The sequence below is a fragment of the Pseudomonas sp. VA159-2 genome (assembly GCF_024126635.1).
Classification (GTDB): Bacteria; Pseudomonadota; Gammaproteobacteria; order Pseudomonadales; family Pseudomonadaceae; genus Aquipseudomonas; species Aquipseudomonas muyukensis.
The window spans coordinates 1-20,507 of sequence record NZ_JAMYBV010000008.1; the positions used below are offsets into that span (position 1 = coordinate 1).

The 20,507-nt window shown below is 65.8% G+C and carries 13 protein-coding genes; 10 read left to right on the forward strand and 3 right to left on the reverse strand.

Annotated elements, in window-relative coordinates; translation table 11 throughout:
- Positions 1-420: 420 nt before the first annotated feature.
- Positions 421-1,470: a 3-oxoacyl-[acyl-carrier-protein] synthase III C-terminal domain-containing protein gene (locus NJG22_RS09730; protein WP_253094109.1), complete on the forward strand. Its 1,050-nt coding sequence runs from the start codon at positions 421-423 to the stop codon at positions 1,468-1,470.
- Positions 1,471-1,545: 75 nt separating this feature from the next.
- Here the strand turns inward: NJG22_RS09730 and zwf are convergent, their stop codons facing one another.
- Entirely contained in the window at positions 1,546-3,054 is a 1,509-nt protein-coding gene (gene zwf / locus NJG22_RS09735; RefSeq protein WP_253094110.1) for a glucose-6-phosphate dehydrogenase, read from the reverse strand.
- Positions 3,055-4,086, reverse strand: a complete 1,032-nt coding sequence (gnd, locus tag NJG22_RS09740) for a phosphogluconate dehydrogenase (NAD(+)-dependent, decarboxylating) (RefSeq protein WP_290444686.1) — start codon at positions 4,084-4,086, stop codon at positions 3,055-3,057. It lies immediately after the preceding gene.
- Positions 4,087-4,239: 153 nt separating this feature from the next.
- On the opposite strand from gnd, the gene NJG22_RS09745 reads away from it, so the two are divergent.
- The 9 genes from NJG22_RS09745 to NJG22_RS09785 all read left to right on the forward strand — a co-directional run bounded on the left by NJG22_RS09745 (position 4,240) and on the right by NJG22_RS09785 (position 18,210).
- Positions 4,240-4,407, forward strand: a complete 168-nt coding sequence (locus NJG22_RS09745; protein ID WP_253094112.1) for a DUF6026 family protein — start codon at positions 4,240-4,242, stop codon at positions 4,405-4,407.
- Between the two features lie 476 nt (positions 4,408-4,883).
- Positions 4,884-6,443 carry a glycogen synthase GlgA gene (glgA, locus tag NJG22_RS09750; protein ID WP_253094115.1) on the forward strand — a complete coding sequence of 520 codons (1,560 nt, stop codon included), beginning with the start codon at positions 4,884-4,886 and terminating at the stop codon, positions 6,441-6,443.
- A gap of 14 nt (positions 6,444-6,457) precedes the next feature.
- On the forward strand, positions 6,458-8,200 hold the full coding sequence (gene treZ, locus NJG22_RS09755) for a malto-oligosyltrehalose trehalohydrolase (RefSeq protein WP_253094117.1): 1,743 nt from the start codon (positions 6,458-6,460) through the stop codon (positions 8,198-8,200).
- Complete coding sequence (gene malQ, locus NJG22_RS09760; RefSeq protein ID WP_253094118.1) at positions 8,197-10,266, forward strand: 4-alpha-glucanotransferase; 2,070 nt, start codon at positions 8,197-8,199, stop codon at positions 10,264-10,266. Before treZ ends, malQ begins: the two co-directional genes overlap by 4 nt.
- Positions 10,263-13,037: a malto-oligosyltrehalose synthase gene (locus NJG22_RS09765; protein WP_253094120.1), complete on the forward strand. Its 2,775-nt coding sequence runs from the start codon at positions 10,263-10,265 to the stop codon at positions 13,035-13,037. The genes malQ and NJG22_RS09765 overlap by 4 nt, the downstream gene beginning before the upstream one ends.
- Positions 13,038-13,053: 16 nt before the next feature.
- Positions 13,054-13,296, forward strand: coding sequence for a DUF2934 domain-containing protein (locus NJG22_RS09770; RefSeq protein WP_253094441.1), 243 nt, complete (start codon positions 13,054-13,056; stop codon positions 13,294-13,296).
- Positions 13,297-13,400: 104 nt separating this feature from the next.
- Positions 13,401-15,554: a glycogen debranching protein GlgX gene (gene glgX, locus NJG22_RS09775; RefSeq protein WP_253094122.1), complete on the forward strand. Its 2,154-nt coding sequence runs from the start codon at positions 13,401-13,403 to the stop codon at positions 15,552-15,554.
- Positions 15,555-16,019: 465 nt separating this feature from the next.
- Entirely contained in the window at positions 16,020-16,802 is a 783-nt protein-coding gene (locus NJG22_RS09780; RefSeq protein ID WP_253094123.1) for an endonuclease/exonuclease/phosphatase family protein, read from the forward strand.
- A gap of 331 nt (positions 16,803-17,133) precedes the next feature.
- A complete protein-coding gene (locus tag NJG22_RS09785; protein WP_253094125.1) occupies positions 17,134-18,210 on the forward strand; it encodes an autotransporter outer membrane beta-barrel domain-containing protein in 1,077 nt (358 codons plus the stop codon).
- 64 nt (positions 18,211-18,274) lie between these two features.
- Here the strand turns inward: NJG22_RS09785 and glgB are convergent, their stop codons facing one another.
- Entirely contained in the window at positions 18,275-20,485 is a 2,211-nt protein-coding gene (glgB, locus tag NJG22_RS09790) for a 1,4-alpha-glucan branching protein GlgB (protein WP_253094127.1), read from the reverse strand.
- Positions 20,486-20,507: the final 22 nt, after the last annotated feature.

Sequence of the window (20,507 nt, forward strand, 5' to 3'; positions counted from 1 at the left end):
CTGGGGCGCAGCGCTCGACGGCCATCCATGGCCGTCGCCCCACTACGCAAGAACTCCACTCGGCCTCCTGAAGTCGCAACTTGTGTTGCCTGAACTACCGCGCGCTTAGAAGCAAAATCAAAAGCAGAGCAAGAGCAGAGCAAGAGCAAGAGCTAGAAGCCCTTCGAGCACTCACCACCTCTGATACGCAAACCAAAATAACCCTATCCAAATGACAACTTAACGAAACAGCCACGGGCACCTAAACCTGGGCAAGCGAATTCACGCTTCTTGATCCAGATCAATAGACAGTCTCATGCCCTTGATTCGCCACTTGGCTCTGCTAGAAGTATTGGGCCAGTGGCCACTTGCAAGGATGAGCCAGCCACTGCCCGCACGTAAGAAGCGTATTTAATCAATAGCCAAAGACAAGGATGTCACATGAAGATCATCGGACTCTCCGGAAAACTGCCATCACGCCGCGTCAGCAACCAGGACGTGATCGACCTGGTCGAGGAACACTCCAAACACACCTTCCAGGATGACCTGCCGAAAACCTTGAAAACCATCGGCAAGTTACTGGATAAAAGTGGCAGCGACACACGCCATTGGCTGGCCGCCGACGAAAAACCCATGCAGTTGATGGAAACCGCATTCGCCGCCGCCCTGGCACAGGCCAATATCAGCAAGGCCGACCTCGACCTGCTGGTCTACCCCAACGTCACCCGCGGTTTCATCGAACCCGCCAACAGCACCTTCATCGCCAAGGCCCTGGGCCTGAACTGCCGAAACTTCGATGTGGTCGACGCCTGCAACGGCTGGGTCACCGCCATGGACGTCATCAACAGCAAGATGCAAGCCGGTGAAATCCGCTACGCCGCCATCGTCAACATGGAATTCGGCATGTCGGCGGGTGGACCGGTCATGCCCAAGAACTTCTCGCTGCAGTCACCCGCCGAACTCGCCTACAAGTTCCCAAGCTTTACCATTGGCGAAGCGGTCACGGTCACAATCCTCAGCAACCAAGCCCCCGGCAACTTCAAGTTCTCCTACATCAACCGGCCTGACCTCAGTGACTTGTCGACCATCTCCCTGCCGGACTGGAAACTGTTCTGCAACGAGGCAGACATCGAACGCATTGCCCCCACCGGCGGCCAGTACCAATTCAACTCCTATGCCGCCGCGCTGCATGAAGATGGTCGCAACGAAGCGATAAAAGTATTCAACATGCAAAAACTCTCGGCGGACGATGTGCATAAAGTGTTCATCCATACCGGTTCGCCGAAAATGTGGGAGCACATTGGCCAGATGATCGGCATCGATCACAAGTTGCATCACGTCGGGCCCCAGACCGGCAATATCATCACCGCGTCCATTCCCTATGGCATCTTCGATGCCATGAGCCGCGGCGAGGCCGAGCCAGGGCAGTTCTGCATGGGCTGGGCAGGCAGCGGCGGGATGGTGTTCTCGGCGCTGTCGTTCACGCTGTAAGGCACGGCGAAAAACCTGCCGCCGTGCTGCAACGGCGGTAGGCTGTTGCCCCTCGTTGGCCTGCACCGATCGACATCAGCCCAGCGTATGCCACTCCCGCTTGTCCCGCGCCAGCAGCTCGTCACCGGCCTCGGGGCCATCCTCGCCTGCCGGGTACTCATGCACCTCGCCTTCGCCAGTGGCCCAGGCATCGAGGAACGGCTGCACCGCACGCCAACCGTTCTCGATGTTGTCGGCGCGCTGGAACAATGTCTGGTCGCCGGTGAGGCAGTCGTAGATCAGCGTCTCGTACCCCGTCGCCGGGGTCATCTTGAAGAAGTCCTTGTAGGCAAAGCCCAGCTCGACATTCTCCATCACCAGCTCAGGCCCCGGACGCTTGGCCTGCAGGTCGAACCACATGCCCTCGTTGGGCTGGATCTGGATCTTCAGGTAGTTGGGCTTGGGCCGTTCCAGCTCGCTTTCACGAAACTGCGCATAGGGCGCCGGCTTGAAGCAGATGGCGATCTCGGTGTCGCGCACGCTCATGCGCTTGCCAGTGCGCAGGTAGAACGGCACCCCGGCCCAGCGCCAGTTGTCGATCATCACCTTGAGCGCCACATAGGTTTCGGTGCGGCTGTCGGTCGCGACATTGGGCTCGTCGCGGTAACCGGCCAACGGCTTGCGGCCCTGCTTGCCAGCGCCGTACTGGCCACGCACGGAATGCTTCAGGGCCATCTTCTGCGACCAGGGCCGGATAGCGCCGATCACCTTGGCCTTTTCACCACGCACGGCATCGGCGCCAAAGGCCGCCGGCGGCTCCATGGCGACCATGGCCAGCAGCTGGAACAGATGATTGGGCACCATGTCGCGCAGCGCCCCGGTGCTGTCGTAGAACGCCCCGCGCGTCTCGACGCCGACGGTCTCGGCGGCGGTGATCTGCACGTGGTCGATGTAATGGTTGTTCCAGAACGATTCGAACAGGCCGTTGGAAAAACGACTGACCAGGATGTTCTGTACGGTTTCCTTGCCCAGGTAATGGTCGATGCGGTAGATCTGCCGCTCGCTCATCACCTTGAGCAGGCAGGCGTTGAGCGCCTCGGCACTGGCAAGGTCGGTGCCGAAGGGCTTTTCCACCACCACCCGGCGAAAGCCACCGGCCGACTCGTCGAGCAGGCCGGCTGCGCCCAGGCGTTGGGCCACCTCAGGGAAGAAACGCGGCGAGGTGGCCAGGTAGAAGATGGCATTGCCATGGCTGGTTTTATCGATACGCCGGGCCAGGGCCTTGTAGGTCTCGGGGTCGAGAAAATCGCCGGTCTGGTAGTCCAGGCGCTTGGCCAGGCGTGCCCAGAGCTTGTCGTCCAGGCACTTGGCGCCAGCCTCCGCGCCCTTGTCGCGCGCCTGCATGAACGCCTGCAGGCGCGCGGCAAAGTCCTCGGCCGTGGCCGGGTTGTGATCGACCCCGACGATACGCAGGTTGCGGTCGAGCAGGCCGTCACGGCTGAGGTTGTACAGCGCCGGCATCAGCAGGCGCTTGACCAGGTCGCCGTTGGCGCCGAACAGGAACAAGGTGCATGGCGGCGCCGCGGCGATGGTCGATTTGCTCATTTAGCCCTTCTTCTTCTCGACGTGACCGCCAAAGCCCAGGCGCATGGCGGAGAGGATCTTGTCACCGTAGGTGCCCTGCTGCTGGCGCGAGCGGAAGCGGGCGAACAGCGCGCTGGACAGCACCGGCACCGGCACCGCCTGCTCGACGGCGGCATCGATGGTCCAGCGACCTTCACCACTGTCGGACACCGAGCCACTGAACTCGCGAAGCTGCGGGTCGGCGACCAGGGCGTCGGCGGTCAGGTCCAGCAGCCAGGAGGTGACCACGCTGCCACGGCGCCACACTTCGGCGATCTCGGCGACATTCAGGTCGAAGCGCTGATCTTCCGGCAACTCGTCGCCGCCCTTGCTGCGCAACAGGTCGAAGCCTTCGGCGTAAGCCTGCATCAGGCCGTACTCGATGCCGTTGTGGATCATCTTCACGTAGTGGCCGGCGCCGGGTGGGCCGGCATGGATGTAGCCGTGCTCGGCACGGTCGTGCTCGCCGCTGCGGCCCTGGGTGCGCGGAATGTCGCCAACGCCCGGGGCCAAGGCCTTGAACAGCGGCTCGAGGCGCTCGAACACGGCCTTCTCGCCACCGATCATCATGCAGTAGCCACGGTCCAGGCCCCACACGCCGCCGGAGGTGCCGACGTCGAGGTAGTGCAGGCCACGCTTGCCCAACTCGGCGGCGCGGCGCATGTCGTCCTTGTAGAAGGTGTTGCCACCGTCGATGATGGCATCGCCCGGCTCGAGCAGGTCGGCCAATTGCGCGATGGTCTGCTCGGTGATCTCGCCAGCGGGCAGCATGACCCATACCGCGCGCGGTGCCTTGAGTTTCCGTACCAGCGCACCGAGGTCGTGCGCGCCGACGGCGTCCTCACCTTCCAGGGTGGTGATAGCTTCGCGGTTGCGATCGTGGACCACAGTGCTGTGACCTGCGCGCATCAGGCGCCTTGCGATATTGCCGCCCATGCGGCCAAGCCCGATGATTCCCAGTTGCATGTGACGACGCTCCCGTAGGTTTTGCTTTACAACAGTTGAAGATTTCAGATTAGTCCAGCGTTCTTGCGCAGGGTTCAGCGACGAACGGGGCGACAACGATAAACAAAAAAGTTCCCAAGGGCGCGCAAAGAATTCAGAATGCGCGCCGCGTGAGGCGACTACGCTTCTTCATGTCACCAGCCAGAAATGCGAGGTGTGCTCATGGGTACTTTGATGCCTGCCACTCCCACCCAGACCCTCTATGTCACCGTGCGCCGCGACGAGCTGCGCCAGTTGAAGGACGAGCGTGACCAGCTGCGCGAGCAGCTCGCCCACTTGCACCTGCTGCTCGAGCAGGCGCGCCTGCAAGCCAACGCCACCGGGCTCTGATCCGTCCACTGTGTGCGTGGGAGCTGCTCGGCTCCCACCATCGCCTCCCCTCTGCGCCACCGCCGCTGCCCCTTCTGCAGCCGCGCTGCAGTGTGCGCCGCATATTTTGCAACAACTCGCCAACGTTTGCGCGGGTAATGCGACGAGAGCTAAATGACCAGCGGGTCACTTTTATTCCGTCCCGTCTCCTACACTGCTGTTTCGGCCCGGGTTTTGCTCATCTTTTGCTCGTCGAACGTGACGAAAAAAAGTCGAACTTTCCAAAACACGGGCGGGTCAGGAACTAAGTAGGCCATTGCAAAAGGACTGCCTTACGCTCGGCCCACCACCCCAACCAGTCCATAGCCGCTCGGCCGGAATGCCGATCGTGTCGTGCCTGCGCGCACAAGTTTGGGGCAAGGACAGCACTACGAAGATGCAGCAAAGACCAGAGAGAACCCACACCAGACACAACACTCCATAGGGACGGAAGAAGTATGATCAGTGCCGCTGTCGAACCTCACGCAGAGTCATTCCACCCGGACAACCGCGAGCCGCTGTCACCGCCACTCGCCCCGACAGTCAAGGCACCCGGCGCCCGGCGCCAGCATAATCCGAACAAACGCAAGATCCTGTTCGTCACCTCCGAGATCGCCGACCTGATCAAGACCGGTGGTCTGGGCGACGTGTCGTCGGCCCTGCCGCGGGCAATGGCCCACCTGCACGACGTACGGGTGCTGATTCCCGGCTATCGCCAGGTAGTCGAAAGCGACAACCCGATCCATATCGTCGGCGAGCTGGGCGGCCATGCCGCGCTGCCAGCATGCAAGATCGGGCGCATGGACCTGGCCGACGGCCTGGTGATCTACGTCTTGCTGTGCCCTGAACTGTACGAGCGCGACGGCACACCCTACGGTGCCAATAACGGCCGCGACTGGCCCGATAACCATATCCGCTTCGCTCGCCTGGGCCTGGCCGCAGCGGAAATCGCCGCCGGCGAAGGCATGGCCCACTGGCGCCCGGACCTGGTTCATGCCCACGACTGGCCAGCCGGCCTGGCCCCAGCCTACATGCACTGGCGCGGGCTGAGCACGCCCACCCTGTTCACCATCCACAACCTGGCCTATCAAGGTGTCTACAACCGAGGCTGCAGCCCTGAGCTGGCGATCCCGGACCACGCCATGCAGCAAGAGGGCATGGAGTTCTACGGCAAGCTGTCGTTCCTCAAGGCAGGCCTGGCCTATGCCAGTCACATCACCACGGTCAGCGCCACCTACGCCCGGGAGATCACTACCCCTGAATTCGGCTGCGGCCTGCACGGTTTCCTTGCCAGCAAGGCCGAGCAAGGCCTGCTCGGCGGCATACCCAACGGCATCGACGCGAGCTGGGACTCAGCCACCGACAAGCACCTGCACCACAACTTCAGTCTCAACGACTGGGACGGCAAGGCGCGCAACGCCGAACAGGTGCGTGAGCTGTTCGGCCTGGAGCGCACGGCCGGGCCGCTGTTCGCCGTGGTTTCTCGCCTGGTTTACCAGAAAGGGCTGGACCTGACCCTGGGCGTGGCCGACTTCATCGTCGAGCAGGGCGGCCAGATCGCCATCATCGGCCGTGGCGAGCCCGAGGAAGAACAGGCCATGCGCGAACTGGCCTCGCGTTACCCCGGTCGCATCGGTGTGCGCATCGGCTTCAACGAGACCGACGCAAGGCGCATGTTCGCAGGCTCCGACTTCTTGTTGATGCCTTCGCGTTACGAACCCTGCGGCCTCAGCCAAATGTACGCGCAACGCTTCGGCTCGTTGCCGGTGGCCCGCAACACGGGCGGTTTGGCCGATACCATAGAGGATGGCGTGACCGGTTTCCTGTTCGACGACTCTACCGTGGACAGCTACCTGGAAGCCTTGCGCCGAGCATTCTACGTGTATGGCAAGCAAGACCTGCTCAACGCCATGCGTTGCCTGTCCATGACCCAGCCGTTCAACTGGTGCCAGGCGGTGGAACCCTACGCCCGGCTGTACGAGAACCTGGTCCAGCAGGCACAGACTGCCCACTACTGAGCGGAGCGCTGACGATGCACAGGCATGGCGCACAATTGCTGGACGCCACGTCGGCGCGCTTCGCCCTCTGGGCACCGGATGCGCGCCACGTGAGCGTGGAAATCGAACAGCGGCCCGCGGTCGAACTGCTGGCCGACGAGGATGGCTGGTACAGCGCTGTCGCCCCGTGCCAGGCGGGCGATCGCTATCACTTTCGCATAGATGAGCACTTGGCGGTGCCCGACCCGGCGTCGCGCTACCAGCCCGAGGGCGTCCAGGGCCGCAGCGCGGTGGTGGATGTCGGCGGTTTTGCCTGGCAACACCCCTGGCACGGCCGGCCCTGGCACGAAGCGGTCATCCAGGAGGTCCATGTCGGCCTGCTGGGCGGCTATGACGGTGTGGTAAAGGTGCTGCCGCACCTGGCCGAGCTGGGCGTCAGCGCCATCGAGCTGATGCCCCTGGGGCAGTTCCCCGGCGAGCGCAACTGGGGCTACGACGGCGTGCTGCCGTTCGCGCCCCAGCACAGCTACGGCAGCCCGCAAGGGCTGTGCACGTTGGTCGACCAGGCCCACGGCCAGGGCCTGATGGTGCTGGTGGACGTGGTCTACAACCACTTCGGCCCCGACGGCAACTACCTGCATCAGTACGCCAGCCGGTTCTTTCGCCAGGACCGGCAGACCCCCTGGGGCGCCGCCATCGATTTTCGCCAGCCCCAGGTGCGCGAGTACTTCATCCAGAACGCGCTGATGTGGCTGTGCGACTACCGCTGCGACGGCCTGCGCCTGGACGCGGTGCATGCCATCGACCAGCCGGACTTTCTCGTCGAGCTGGCCCAGCGGGTGCGTGCCGCGGTCGAGCCGGGCCGACACATCTGGCTGGTCCTGGAAAACGAGCACAACCAGGCCGCGCTGCTCGAGCAAGGTTTCGACGCGCAATGGAACGACGACGGCCACAACGCCTTGCATGTGCTGCTGACCGGTGAAACCGAGGGCTACTACGCAGATTACAAAGAGCAGCCGATCGACCAGTTGGCCCGCTGCCTGGCCGAGGGTTTCGTGTTCCAGGGCCAACCCAACCGCCACGGCACGCCCCGCGGTGAACCCAGCGCCCACCTGCCGCCGACCTCGTTCGTGTTGTTCTTGCAGAACCACGACCAGGTCGGCAACCGCGCCCTGGGCGAGCGCCTGGCTCGGCTCTGTCCACCACCGGCGCTGAAGGCTGCGACCACGCTACTGCTAATGGCGCCAATGATCCCCCTGTTATTCATGGGCGAGGACCAAGGCAGCCGTCAGCCGTTCCTGTTCTTCACCGACTTCCATGATGAATTGGCCGATGCCGTGCGCGAGGGGCGGCGTGGCGAGTTCGCCCATTTCGCTGCCTTCGCCGACCCGCACAAGCGCGAGCAGATCCCCGACCCCAACGCCGAGAGCACTTTCCAGACCTCCAAGCCCCGGCAACAGGAGGTGCTGGCCGGCTGGCACGGGTTGTACCAGCAGTTGCTCGCGCTGCGCAGGCGCTATGTCATCCCGCACCTGCCAGGTACCCGCGCCTTGGCCAGCGAAGTGCTCGGCGCCAGAGCGCTGACCGCGCGCTGGCGCCTGGGCGATGGCCAAGAGCTGCGCATTGACCTCAACCTCGACGCCACGCCCCAGCCGGTGGCCCTGCCGGCCCAGGCGCAGCGGTTGTACGACAGCAGCGACAATGCCCACCCCGACTCGACCCTCGCCGCCCACAGTTGCGTGGTCAGCCTGCTGCCCCCCGCCCAGGAGACGCCATGAAAGAGTCCCCCCTGCACCGCCTGGCCGCCAGGGTCGGCCTGGCCCGCGATTGGGTCGACGCCAACGACCGCCCGCAGCAGGTCAGTGACGCGGTGCTGCGCCAAGTGCTCGCAGGCCTCGGTCACCCGGCTGCCGACGACGCGGCCGTCGACGCCAGCCTGCGGGCCGTCGAGCAGGCCGATGACCCTGCGCACCTGCCACCGCTGCTGACCGTCGATCACGGCCAGCCCCTGGCCCTTGGGCATTACTTCAACGCCGCCAGCCCGGTGCGCTGCAAACTGGACGACGGCAGCCAGCGCGAACTGGCCCTGGATGCCCAGGCCTGCCTGCCCGGCGAACTGCCGATCGGCTACCACCAACTGGCCATCGAGGGCCGGACCTTCACCCTGGCGGTGGCACCGTTGCGCTGCCACCCCCTGCAGGACGCCGTCGAACAACGGCCGCCGCGCTGCTGGGGCCTTTCGGTACAGCTGTACAGCCTGCGCCGCCCCGGCGACGGCGGCTACGGCGACTGCCTGGCGCTGGAGCAACTGGCACGCAGCGCTGCCGAGCGTGGCGCCGACGCCCTGGCCATCAGCCCGATGCATGCCTTGTCGGCTTACGACCAGCAGCATTTCAGCCCCTATTCGCCGTCCAGCCGCCTGCTGCTCAACGAGCTCTATGCCAGCCCCGCGGCCTTGCTGGGCGAGCGTGAGGTGCGCATGGCCGCCCAGTCCTGCGGCCTGGAGGCGATACTCGACGCACTGGAGCAACAGCCCCTGGTCGACTGGCCGCGCGCAGCCGAGGCCCGCCATCGCCTGCTCGAGACGTTGTACCAGGATTTCAGCCAGCGTGAGCACCCGCTGCGCGAGGACTTCGAAAGCTTCCGCGATGCCGCCGGCGAAAAGCTCGAGCACCACTGCCGCTTCGCCGTGCTGCAAGCCGAGGCGGTCGGCCAGGGGCTGGGCGCCGACTGGCGTAACTGGCCGGCGGCCTGGCAAGACCCCTATCACCCGGAGGTTGAAGCCCTGGCCAACAGCTACCCCGCGCGCATCGAGTTCCACGCCTTCTGCCAATGGCTTAGCGAACGCAGCCTGCAACGGGCCCAGGACGCGGCCCGCGGCAACGGCATGGCGGTGGGCCTGATCGCCGACCTGGCAGTGGGCGCCGATGGCGCCGGCAGCCAGGCCTGGAGCCGCCAGGACGAGCTGCTGGCAGGCCTCAACGTCGGCGCGCCGCCAGATATCCTCAACCGCGCCGGGCAGGACTGGGGCATCTGCGCCTTTTCCCCCGAAGGGCTCAAGCGCAATGGCTACCGCGCCTTCATCGAGATGCTGCGGGCCAACCTGGCCCATGCCGGCGGCTTGCGCATCGACCATGTGATGGGCCTGCGCCGGCTGTGGCTGATCCCGCGTGGCGCCGCGCCCAGCGAAGGGGCCTACCTGGACTACCCAGTGGATGACCTGCTGCGCCTGCTGGCCCTGGAGTCGGTGCGGCACGCTGCGATCATCCTCGGCGAAGACCTGGGCACCGTGCCTGCCGGCCTGCGTGAACGCCTGGCCGACAAAGCGCTGCTGGGCATGCGCGTGCTGCCGTTCGAGCAGCAGCCACTGGGGCAATTCAGGCCGATTCTCGACTGGCCGGACAACGCCCTGGCCACCACCGGTACCCACGACCTCGCCCCGCTGGCCGGCTGGCTGGCCAACCGCGACATCGACTGGAGCCATCGCCTGAAGCTGATCGACCCCGCCAGCGAATTGCACTGGCGCCATGACCGGCAGAAGGAGCACGACGGCCTGCGCCGCACCCTGGAAGCCAACTACGGACCGCAAAAGGACAACGATGCCGTGATCGACGCCGCCATCCGCTATGTCGGCCACACCCGCGCCCCGCTGGTGCTGGTCCCCCTGGAAGACCTGCTCGGCTGCGACGAGCAAGCCAACCTGCCCGGCACCACCACAGGCCACCCCAACTGGCGTCGGCGCTTCCAGGCACCGGCCGACGCGCTGCTCGACGACCAGGACGCCGCCCGCCGCCTGGAACTGCTGGCCCAAGCCCGCGAACAGGCATGGGAGCGTGACCGATGAAGCCGTTGACCGCCACCGTGCGCCTGCAACTGCACAGCGAATTCAGCCTCGACGACGCCGCGGCGCTGGTGCCCTATTTCGCAGCGCTGGGCATCAGCCATGTGTATGCCTCGCCGATCCTCACCGCCCGTGCCGGCTCGCGCCATGGCTATGACGTGGTCGACCCGACCCGGATCAACCCGGAGCTTGGTGGCGAGCCTGCGCTGCAGCGCCTGGTCGGCGCCCTGCGCCAGCACGGCATGGGGCTGATCCTCGACACCGTGTCCAACCACATGGCCGTGGGCGGCGCCGACAATCCCTGGTGGCAGAGCCTGCTGGCCTGGGGCAGGCGCAGCCCCTACGCCGAGTTCTTCGATATCCAGTGGCATTCCAGCGACCCGTTGCTGGCCGGGCAACTGCTGTTGCCGTTTTTGGCCAGCGATTACGGCCAGGCCTTGCAGGCCGGTGAAATCCCGCTGACCTTCGACGCCCGTGAGGGCGTGTTCGAAGTGGCCCACCACGAGCACCGCTTCCCCATCTGCCCACTGGATTACGGCCGCATCCTCGGCCAGGCCGAGGATGCGCGCTTGCAAGCGATGGCCCACCACTTCGGCGCCTTGCACGAGGCGGCCGACCCACTGGCCGAGGCCTTGCCGCTGCATCGTGAGCTGGCGCGCGTGGTGGCCGACGGGGCGAGCCTGGACGGCGCGCTGGCGGCCTTCGACAGCCGAGAGGCTGCGGGTTTCCAGCGCCTGCACCTGCTGTTGGAGCGCCAGACCTACCGCCTGGCCAGCTGGCGCACCGCCGCCGACGACATCAACTGGCGGCGCTTCTTCGACATCAACGAACTGGGCGGCTTGCGGGTGGAGCGCTCGGCAGTGTTCGAGGCCACCCACGCCAAGCTGTTTTCGCTGATCGAGCGCGGCCTGGTGGACGGCCTGCGCATCGACCATATCGACGGCCTGGCCGACCCGCGCCGCTACTGCCGCAACCTGCGCCGCCGGGTCGATGGGTTGCTGGCCCGGCGCCCCTTGGGCGCGGCCCTGGAGCACTTCCCGATCTATGTCGAGAAGATTCTCGGTAGCGGCGAACACCTGCACCGCGACTGGCTCGCCGACGGCACCACCGGCTACGAGTTCATGAACCAGGTGTCGCTGCTGCAGCACGACCCGGCCGGCGAAGCGCCGCTGAGCGAGCTGTGGCACAGCATCAGCCAGCGCCCCGACTTCGCCGAAGAGCAGCGCAGCGCCCGCCACCTGGTGCTCAACGCCAGCCTGGCCGGCGATTGCGAGTCGGTGGCCCAGGCGCTGTTGCAGGTCGCCCGCGACGACCTGATGACCCGCGACCTGACCCTCGGCGCGATCCGCCGGGCATTGCAGGCGCTGGTCGAGCACTATCCGGTATACCGCACCTATATCAATGCCTGCGGCCGCCCCGCCGAGGACGAGGCGTTCTTCCAGCAAGCCCTGGCCGGTGCCCGGCAAACCCTGGCCGAGGCCGACTGGCCGCTGCTCGACCAGTTGCAGCGCTGGCTCGGCGGCCAGCCCTGGCGCCAACTGCCACCGGGCCGCCCACGCAAGCACCTGCGCCATGCTTGCGTGCGCTTCCAGCAGCTCACCGCGCCCAGCGCCGCCAAGGCGGTGGAAGATACCGCGTTCTACCGCTCGGCCCGGCTGCTGTCGCGCAACGATGTAGGCTTCGAGGCCGAGCGCTTCAGTGCCGACCCGGCGTGGTTCCACAACGAGGCGCAACGCCGCCTGCGTGATTTCCCCGACAACCTGCTGGCCACCGCCACCCACGATCACAAGCGCGGCGAGGATTGCCGGGCCAGGCTGGCGCTGCTCAGCGAACGCGGTCCCTGGCTGGCCAGCCGTGTCGAGCACTGGCGCGAGCTGGCTGCGCCGCTGCGCGAGGCGCTGGACGACGGCGAGGCGCCCAGCCCTGGCGACGAGTTGCAGTTGTTGCAGACACTGCTCGGCAGTTGGCCGCTGGACCTCGGCCTGCACGACCGCCAGGCCCTGGCCGCCTATGCCGCGCGCATCCGCCAATGGCAGCAGAAGGCCCTGCGCGAAGCCAAGCTGCGCAGTAGCTGGGCCGCGCCGAACGCGCGTTACGAGCAGGCCTGCGCGCGCTACGTCGACGGCCTGCTGCTGGACGACGAGCACCAACAGCTGCGCCAGGCCCTGCAGCAAGCCGCCGCCCAGCTGGCCTGCCCCGGCGCGCTCAATGCCTTGGCGCAATCCCTGCTGCGCATGACCACGCCCGGCGTGCCCGACCTGTACCAGGGCAACGAATACTGGGACTTTTCACTGGTCGATCCGGACAACCGCCGCCCGGTGGACTATGCCGCCCGCCGCGCGAGCCTGGGTGACAGTGCGTCGCTGGCCGAGCTGCTCGCCCATTGGCGCGACGGGCGCATCAAGCAGGCGCTGGTGGCGCGGATGCTCGACTGCCGCCTGGCCCGCGCCGAGCTGTTCCGGCGTGGCGACTACCTGCCCTTGGGGGTGCAGGGCAAGCATGCCGACAAGGTGCTGGCCTTCGCCCGCCTGGGCGACGGCGAGCGCGCCATTGTCGTCGTGCCGCGCCTGGCCAGCAGCTTGCTGGGCAGCGCCGCAACACCGTTGATCCCGGCACAGAACTGGGACGATACGCGGCTGGTACTGCCGTTTGCCTTGTCAGCTGCCAACTGTTCGGGACTTTTCGGCGGCACTGCGGTCAGCCCTTCAAGGGAGCTGATGTTGAGCGCCGTGCTGGCGGAGTTTCCAGTCAATGTGTTGATCGATCATGCCTAACCGCATCAGGAGCGTCGTGATGAGTGTCGATGAAAAGCGAGTTCGCGAATTTGCCTACCAGATCTGGGAGTCGGAGGGTAAGCCGGCCGGCCAGGAGGAACGCCACTGGGACATGGCGCGCAAACTGGCCGAAGCCGAGGCGCTGGCGCCCAAGGCGGCGCCGCGCAAGAAGGCGGCAGCCAAGCCCAAGACCGTCCCCGCCGTGGAAAAACCGCTGGCTGTGAAGAAACCCAGGGCAGTGAAGAAGCCTGCAAGCTGATGGTCTTGTAGCGCCTGTACCCGCTTCATCGCAGGGCAAGTCGCCTCGGTGCGCCGAGGCGACTTGCCCTGCGATTTCCCTCTCCCCGGACCATGAGGACCGCCATGAGCCCGCGCACCCCGAAGAAAACCCGTTCCGTCGCCCCGTCGCGCATCCGCGAAGGCCTGCCCTTCCCACTCGGCGCCACCTGGGATGGCCTGGGGGTCAACTTCGCGCTGTTCTCGGCCAACGCCACCAAGGTTGAACTGTGCCTGTTCGATGCCACGGGTGAAAAAGAACTCGAGCGTATCGAACTGCCGGAATACACCGACGAGATCTACCATGGCTACCTGCCCGACGCGCACCCTGGCCTGGTCTATGGGTATCGCGTCCACGGCCCCTACGAACCGGAGAACGGCCACCGCTTCAACCCCAACAAACTGCTGATCGACCCCTACGCCAAACAACTGGTCGGCGCACTGAAGTGGTCCGAGGCCCTGTTCGGCTACACCATAGGCCATCCCGACGGCGACCTGTCGTTCGATGAGCGTGACAGCGCGCCGTTCGTGCCCAAGTGCAAGGTCATCGACCCGGCTTTCACCTGGGGACGCGACCAGCGCGTATCGATCCCCTGGGAACGCACCATCATCTACGAGGCCCACACCCGCGGCATCAGCATGCGCCACCCGGCCGTGCCGGAAAGCCTGCGCGGCACCTTCGCCGGGCTGGCCAACGATGAGCTGCTCAAGCACATCAAGGACCTGGGCGTATCGAGCATCGAACTGCTGCCGATCCATGCTTTCGTCAACGACCAGCACCTGCTGGACAAGGGCCTTAACAACTACTGGGGCTACAACAGCATCGCCTTCTTCGCTCCGCACCCCAAGTACCTGGCCAGCGGCAAGATCGCCGAATTCAAGGAAATGGTCGCGCACCTGCACGACGCCGGCCTGGAGGTGATCCTCGACGTGGTCTACAACCACACCGCCGAAGGCAACGAGCGCGGCCCCACGCTGTCGATGCGCGGTATCGACAACGCCTCGTACTATCGGCTGATGCCCGAGGACAAGCGCTACTACATCAACGACTCGGGCACCGGTAACACCCTGGACCTCAGCCACCCCTGCGTGCTGCAGCTGGTCACCGACTCGTTGCGCTACTGGGCCGGCGAGATGCACGTGGATGGCTTTCGCTTCGACCTGGCGACCATCCTCGGCCGTTACCACGACGGCTACAGCGAACGCCACGGCTTCCTCGTCGCCTGCCGCCAGGACCCGATGCTCAGCCAGGTCAAGCTGATCGCCGAGCCTTGGGACTGCGGCCCCGGCGGCTACCAGGTGGGCAACTTCGCCCCCGGCTGGGCGGAGTGGAACGACCGCTTCCGCGACACCGTACGCAGCTTCTGGAAAGGCGACGAAGGCATGCTCGCCGACTTCGCCGCGCGCATCACCGCTTCGGGCGACCTGTTCAACAACCGTGGCCGACGCCCCTACGCCTCGGTCAACTTCATCACCGCCCACGACGGCTTCACCCTGCGCGACCTGGTGTCGTACAACGACAAGCACAACGAGGACAACGACGAGAACAACCAGGACGGCACCGACAACAACCTGTCGTGGAACTGCGGCGTCGAAGGCCCCACCGACGATCCGGCCATCAATGCCCTGCGCATGCGCCAGATGCGCAACTACTTCGCCACCCTGCTGCTGGCCCAGGGCACGCCGATGATCGTCGCCGGCGACGAGTTCAGCCGCACCCAGCACGGCAACAACAACGCCTACTGCCAGGACAGCGAAATTGGCTGGGTGAACTGGGACCTGGACGAGGACGGCACGGCGCTGCTGGCCTTCGTCAAGCGCCTGACCCGGCTGCGCCTGGCCTACCCGATCCTGCGGCGCTCACGGTTCCTGGTGGGCGACTACAACGAGGCGATCGGCGTGAAGGACGTCACCTGGCTGGCCCCGGACGGCAGCGAGATGAGCGTCGAGCAATGGGAAGACCCCCACGGCCGCTGCCTGGGCATGCTCATGGACGGCCGCGCCCAGGTCAGTGGCATTGCCCGGCCCGGCGCCGAGGCGACCCTGCTGCTGGTCGTCAACGCCTACCACGACGTGGTGCCGTTCAAACTGCCGCCCGTGCCGGAGGGCGACTACTGGAGCTGCCTGGTGGATACCGACCGGCCAGAGCTGCGCAAGCCGCAACACCTGGCGTTCGACACGCAGTTCGAGGTCAAGGGGCGGTCATTGCTGTTGCTGGCGTTGCAGCGTGAGGAGGAGTGAACCTGCACTGGCCATTTCGGTCCTACACTGCGTGGGAGCCGACCTTGCCGGCGAACACCGGCCAAGCCGGTGCCATCCACCGCGGCGCTTGGTTCGCCAGCAAGGCTGGCTACGGGCGGGGTACGCCGCAAACCTGTAGGAGCCGGCTTGCCGGCGAACACCGGCGTAGCCGGTGCCAGCCTCCGCGTCGCCTGGTTCGCCAGCAAGGCTGGCTCCTACGGGCGGGGTACGCCGCAAACCTGTAGGAGCCGGCTTGCCGGCGAACACCGGCGTAGCCGGTGCCATCCTCCGCGTCGCCTGGTTCGCCAGCAAGGCTGGCTCCTACGGCGCGGGGTACGCCGCAAACCTGTAGGAGCCGGCTTGCCGGCGAACACCGGCGTAGCCGGTGCCATCCTCCGCGGCGCCTGGTTCGCCAGCAAGCTGGCTCCTGCAGAGATTGCCCATGACCGACCGACAGGAGCCAACGTGAGCAGCCCAGGTTTCGCCAGTGTCGACCAAGCCCCCGCCGTGCACCGGGTCAAGGTGCTGACGGTCAACACCCACAAGGGCTTCACCACGTTCAACCGGCGTTTCATCCTGCCGGAACTGCGCGAGGCGGTGCGCAGCACCCAGGCCGACATCGTGTTCCTCCAGGAAGTGCTCGGCAGCCACGACCGCCACGCCGCCCGCTACCCCGGCTGGCCGCAGACCTCGCAATACGAATTTCTCGCCGACAGCATGTGGAGCGACTTCGCCTACGGCCGCAACGCGGTCTACCCCGACGGCCACCACGGCAACGCCCTGCTGTCGAAGTACCCGATCCTCGAACACCGCAACCTCGACGTCTCGATCACCGGCCCCGAACGCCGTGGCCTGCTGCACTGCGTGCTGGATGTGCCCGGGCAACACCAGGTGCATGCCATCTGCGTGCACCTGTCGCTGCTCGAAAGCCACCGCCAGCAACAACTGCAACTGCTGCGTCGACTGCTCGACGCCCTGCCCGCCGACGCCCCGGTGATCATCGCCGGCGACTTCAACGACTGGCAGCTGCGCGGCAACCGCACCCTGGGCCTGCAGCGCGACCTGCACGAAGCCTTCGAGCGCCATCATGGCCTGCTCGCCCGTACCTACCCGGCGCGCCTGCCGCTGCTGCGCCTGGACCGCATCTACCTGCGCAACGCCGACAGCCATGCGCCGAGGATCCTCGGCCACAAGCCCTGGACACACCTGTCCGATCACCTGCCGCTGGCGGTGGAAGTGCGGCTCTAGCAACGATTTTTCATAGCTGCGCCAAGGGCAATCGCCATTGCTGCTATATCAAATCAAAAATATATAAAAATCATATAGTTGAAGATCCCAACACAGATTTACCGAACATTTCACGCTTTCTTGACGCAAGCGCCGACCTCTCCTTAGCTGAACAGTAATCACCAGTCGTAAAAACTCGTGCCGGGCCTCTAGCGCGCGCCTTAGTGCGTGCTCCCAGGGGCTGGCGCGCTGGTTTGGGTCGCCCCCTGTTCTTGTCGTACAGCTCGTGACATCAGGCCAGCGCCTCGGCTGTTCTGCGTGCTGTACAACCCACAACAACAGGAGATCCGCCATGAAATGCCCCTCGAACCCCTTGCGCTTCGAAGCCATTTTCTGTGCGGTTTCCACGTCGCTGCTGCTGGCAACCCCGGTGGAAACCTTGGCTTTCGACCTGCAGGAGGACGCGCCTTTCGCCGCTATCCTGCAACCCCCCGAGGTGCCGCGCCTGCCCCTCGAGCCGCTGAGTGTCGGCGGCCTCAACCAGGGCATGCTCAGCGCGTTTTCCCAGCGCATGGGCGAACGCCACGGGCCGTTGGCCCCCGACTTGATCGCCAGCCAATGGGCGCAGTTCTTCCCTGGCGCGCCGCGCCCAGGCGCCCAGGCGCCAGCCCAGCTGGAGGCGCCCAGCCAGCAGTTGACGATCGGCCCGGACCTGTTCGTGCGCGAAACCTCCGCCGGCAATGTACACCGGGCGGGGATCTTCTTTGGCCACAACAACCTGCAAAGCAGCTTCAACGGCATGCGCCCGCTGCTCGGCGACAAACAGCGCAACGCGGTCAACCTCAGTGGCGAGAGCCTGGGCGTGTACTGGAGCATGTCCCATGAACAGGGCTGGCACCTCGACGCCGTGGCCATGGGCACGCGTATCGACGTCAACGGCCGCTCCCAGGCCGGCCAGCGGGTCGACGACAGCGGCCATGCGATGACCTTCTCGGTGGAGGGCGGTTTCCCCATCGGCCTGGGCGGCGGCTGGGTGATCGAGCCCCAGGCGCAGTTGATCAACCAGCAGTTCTTCCCCAGCAGCCAGATGCAGGAAGCGACCTTGCAGGCATTCGACAGCCAGCCCAGCTGGAGCGGCCGGGTCGGCGCCAAGCTGTCGGCGCGCTACGAGGTCAAGGGCATGCCCATCGAGCCCTACGTGCGCACCAACGTCTGGTACGACTTCAGTAACGCCGACAGCGTAAAGCTCGACCAGGTGGACAAGATCTCCAGCTCGCGCCGCTCGACCTCGGTGGACCTCGGCCTGGGCCTGGTGGCGCGGGTCACGCCGAATGTGGCGCTGTTCGTCAGCGCCGATTACAGCTCCGATGTGGATGACAACGATTTGAATGGGTTGATTGGCAGCCTGGGGGTCAGGATGCGCTGGTAGCGCTGACCAGCAGCGACCCGGTAGGCGCGACACGAGGTCGCGCCTTCAAAAGAGCAAAAAACGATCACGCCGGCTTCATGACCAGAACGCCCAGCGGCGGCAGGTTCAGCGCCAGCGACAAGGGCTGGCCATGGCTGGCGCTAGCCTCCGTCGCCACCGCCCCCAGGTTGCCGACGTTTGACCCGGCATACAGCTCGGCGTCGCTGTTGAGCAGCTCCTGCCACTGGGCGCCGAACGGCACGCCGATGCGGTAACCTTCGCGCGGCACCGGGGTGAAGTTGGCCACCACCAGCAACGGCTCGCCCTGGCTGCTCCAGCGCAGCCAGGCATACACGCTGTTGGCGGCATCGTCGCCGATCAGCCACTGGAAGCCCTGGGGCTGGCAGTCCTGCTCGTGCAGCGCCGGCAGTTCGCGGTACAGGCGGTTGAGATCGGCCACCAGCTTCTGCACCCCCTGGTGCTCGGGATACTGCAGCAGGTACCAGTCCAGTTGCTGGTCGTGGTTCCATTCGCGCCACTGGCCGAACTCGCAGCCCATGAACAGCAGCTTCTTGCCCGGGTGCATCCACATGAACGTCAGGTAGGCGCGCAGGTTGGCGAATTTCTGCCAGCGGTCGCCGGGCATCTTGTCGATCAGCGAATGCTTGCCGTGCACCACCTCGTCGTGGGAGATCGGCAGGATGAAATGCTCGGAGTAGGCATAGATCAGGCCGAAGCTCATCTCGTTGTGGTGGTAGGTGCGGTGGATCGGGTCGTTCTGGATATAGTGCAGGGTGTCGTGCATCCAGCCCATGTTCCACTTGTAGGCAAAGCCCAGCCCGCCCTGCTGCACCGGCTGGCTGACCCCCGGCCAGGCGGTGGACTCCTCGGCGATGATCAGCGCGCCCGGCGCCTCATGGGCGGCGACGCTGTTGAGGTGACGGATGAAATCGATGGCCTCGAGGTTCTCGCGCCCGCCATGACGGTTGGGCACCCATTCGCCGGCCTTGCGCGAATAGTCGCGGTAGAGCATCGAGGCCACCGCATCGACGCGCAGGCCGTCGATATGGAAATGCTTGAGCCAATGCAGCGCCGAGGCCAGCATGAAACCGCGCACTTCGTTGCGGCCAAGGTTGTAGATCAGGGTGTTCCAGTCCTGGTGGAAGCCTTCCAACGGGTTGTCGTACTCATACAGCGCAGTACCGTCGAACCGCGCCAGGCCGTGCTCGTCGGTAGGGAAATGCGCCGGCACCCAGTCGAGGATCACGCCGATGCCGCCCAGGTGGCAGGCGTCGATGAAATAGGCGAAGTCCTCGGCGCTGCCATAGCGTGAAGTGGGCGCGAACAGCGACAGTGGCTGGTAGCCCCAGGAGCCACCGAACGGGTGCTCCATGATCGGCATCAGTTCGATATGGGTGAAGCCCAGCGCCTGCACGTAGGGCACCAGGCGTTCGGCCAGCTCGCGCCAGTTGTAGTAGCGCGCCACTTCGCCGGCATCGTCCAGCTCGCAGCGCCAGGAGCCGGCGTGCAGTTCGTAGATAGACAGCGGCGCACTGTAGGCATGGCGCTGGGCCCGCTGCTCCATCCACGGCTGGTCGCGCCAGGCGTGGGCCAGCGGCCCGGCCACCTTCGACGCGGTGCTCGGCGGCAGCTCGGTGGCGCGGGCCAGCGGGTCGGCCTTGAGCGGCAGTACGCCGTCATGGCCGAGCACCTCGAACTTGTAGGTCTCGCCCACACCCAGGCGCGGCACGAACAGTTCCCAGACGCCGGCACTGTGGCGCAGGCGCATCGGGTGACGGCGGCCGTCCCAGTTGTTGAAGTCGCCGACCACCGACACGCGCCGGGCGTTGGGCGCCCAGACCGAGAAGCACACGCCGGCGACGCCATCGACCTCGCTGGGCTGCGCGCCGAAACGCCCGGATAAGTCGCGGTGATTGCCCTCGGCGAACAGGTACATGTCCATGTCGCCCAGTTGCGGGCCGAAGCTGTAGGGGTCCTCGGTGACCTGCTGGCCGCCGGCCCAGTCGATCTGCAGCTGGTACGGCTGGGCCTCGGTCAGCTGCGCGATGAACAGCCCGGGCAGGCTGGCCTGCTGCATCTGGGCGAGGATACGCCCGTCGTCACGCGCCAGCACCCGCACGTTCAGGGCGTTGGGCAGGAAGGCGCGGATAGTCTGGCCGCCCGCACCATCGGGGTGCGGGCCGAGCACGGCGAACGGATCGGCGTGCTCGGCGCGGGCCAGGGCATCGAGGTCCCGTTGCCGAAGGCCGCCGGTGTCACGCATGGTTGCATTCATCTCACTGCCCCTTTCCATGTTT